At 48.0% G+C, this 2,603-nt stretch carries 1 protein-coding gene; it reads left to right on the forward strand.

Annotated elements, in window-relative coordinates:
• Nucleotides 1–2,603 (forward strand): MBG domain-containing protein (locus BUC20_RS34035; RefSeq protein ID WP_317042826.1); only part of this gene is annotated, 2,603 nt, incomplete at both ends.

The raw sequence follows: 2,603 nt of genomic DNA on the forward strand, positions 1-2,603 counted from the left end.
CTGGACCGCACCGCAGGTGAAGATGTGGGTACTTATATTATTGGACAGGGTAACCTGAGCCTGGGTACAAACTACCTGATTACTTATGTACCGGCCAATCTGACCATTACTTCCCAAGTCATTACCGTAGCTGCAACCGCTAAAACCAAAGTTTATGGCGATGCTGATCCGGCATTGACTTATACTTTTAGTCCGGCACTAAACGGTACCGATACCTTTACCGGAGTTCTTGACAGAACTGCAGGTGAAAACATTGGTAACTATGCCATCACTCAGGGTAACCTGAGCCTGGGAACAAACTATGCCCTTGTTTATAACGGAGCTGACCTGAGCATCACTAAGAAAACAGTGAACGTAACTGCCACTGCCAGCAATAAGGAATACGGCACAACAGACCCGGTACTGGCTTATACCTTTAGCCCGGCGCTGATCGGAACAGATACCTTTACAGGAACATTGGACCGGGCAACAGGTGAAAACATTGGAAACTATGCCATCGGACAGGGAACATTAGCCTTAAACAGCAATTACACCCTTGCCTTTACTTCTGCTGATTTCAGCATCACGAAGAAAACAGTAAACGTAACAGCTGTGGCTAAAACCAAGGTCTATGGCGCAGCAGATCCGGCATTAACCTATACGTTCAGCCCGGCACTCATCGGAACAGATGTCTTTACAGGAAACTTAAACAGAGCTGCCGGCGAGAACATTGGCAACTATGCCATCACGCAGGGAGCACTAGCCTTAAACAGCAATTATACCCTTGCATTTACCTCAGCTGACCTGAACATTACCACTAAACCCCTAACCCTTAGTGCGGTCGCTAAGACCAAAATATACGGTACCGTTGATCCGGCATTGACCTATACCTTCAGCCCGGCGCTGATCGGAACAGATGCCTTTACAGGGAACCTCGATCGTGCTCCTGGTGAAAACATCGGCAACTATACCATTGGTCAGGGAACGGTAACTGCAGGTCCGAATTACCTGATTACTTATAACACGGCAAATCTCAGCATCACCTCCAAAGCATTGACCGTTACTGCTGTTGCCAAAAACAAAACTTATGGTGATACAGATCCGGCATTGACTTACACGTTCAGCCCGGCATTAACCGGTACAGATGCCTTTACAGGAGGCCTAACCAGAGCTGCAGGTGAAAATATCGGTAGCTATGCCATCAGCCAGGGAACAGTAACTGCCGGTCCGAATTACCTGATCACCTATACCCCTGCCAACTTAAGCATCGGTACAAAAACCATCAGTGTAAACGCAACAGCTGCAGCTAAAACCTATGGTGCAACCGATCCGGCATTAACCTATACCATCAGCCCTGCACTTATCGGAACGGATGCCTTTACAGGAAGCCTGGATCGTGCTCCTGGTGAAAACACAGGAACTTATGCCATCAACAAAAACACACTGGCACTGAGCAGTAATTATGTATTAAACTATAACACTGCCAATCTTACGATCAACAAAGCTCCCTTAATCATTACCGCTGAGGATAAAGTGAAATTTGCAGGAACAACAAATCCGGCACTTACCGTTAAATACGATGGATTTGTCAATGCAGAAACACCTGCCATACTGACCAGCCCTGTAATGATCAGCACAACAGCAACCACAAGCAGTCCGATCGGAACTTACGATATCGTACCTGCTGCTGCAACCTCCAATAATTACCAGATCAGTTTTGTAAAAGGAACATTAACCATCAGACCTGGGGCACCAACCAATGTCCTGCTGACCGCAACTACCATTTATGAAAACAGTCCGGCGGGAACTCCGGCAGGAACCATCAGCAGTACTTCTGAGGATCCGGCCGCAACGTTCAGCTATACCCTTGTTTCAGGAACCGATGATACCGACAATGCCTTATTTAGCATTTCAGGAAACAACCTGCTCAGCGCAGCAAGCCTCAACTTTGAAAACAAATCCAGCTATAGCATCAGAGTGAAAAGCACCACACAGCATGGTTTCAGCCTGGAGAAAGCCTTCAACATCAGCATCAGCGATGTCAATGAAAGCCCGACCCTGGATGCCATAGCCAGCCAGACCATCTGCTATACCACTGCTGCTCAGAATGTAGCTTTAACTGGAATCAGTGCAGGTCCGGAATCTGCACAAACCACCACCATTACCGCCACCAGCAGTAATAGTAACCTCTTCCAAAGCATCGCAGCAACCAGCACCGGCAGCAACGGAAACTTCAGCTACCGCATCAGAAATGGTGCTTCAGGAACAGCAACCATCACTGTAACAGTAAAAGACAATGGAGGAATCGACAATGGAGGTGCAGACACCTACAGCAGAACCTTTGTCATCACCGTCAATCCGTTACCGGTCATCACTATTACTGCTGACAACGGGAATAACAACGGAGCGGGAAGCACAGAGGTCAGCAAAGGGGAAAGCCTGAAACTGACGGCCACAGGTGCGGTCTCTTACGTATGGTCTGTGCATAACAGCATCATCAGTGGACAAAACAGCGCTACCCTGACCGTAAGGCCAAGGGAAACCACGACCTACACCGTAACAGCAACCAATGCCAGCGGGTGTACAGATACTCAAAGCTTCAGGGTAACGGTAGTGGAAGACTA

Origin of the sequence: Pedobacter caeni, from assembly GCF_900129215.1 — a bacterium.
Lineage (GTDB): Bacteria > Bacteroidota > Bacteroidia > Sphingobacteriales > Sphingobacteriaceae > Pedobacter > Pedobacter caeni.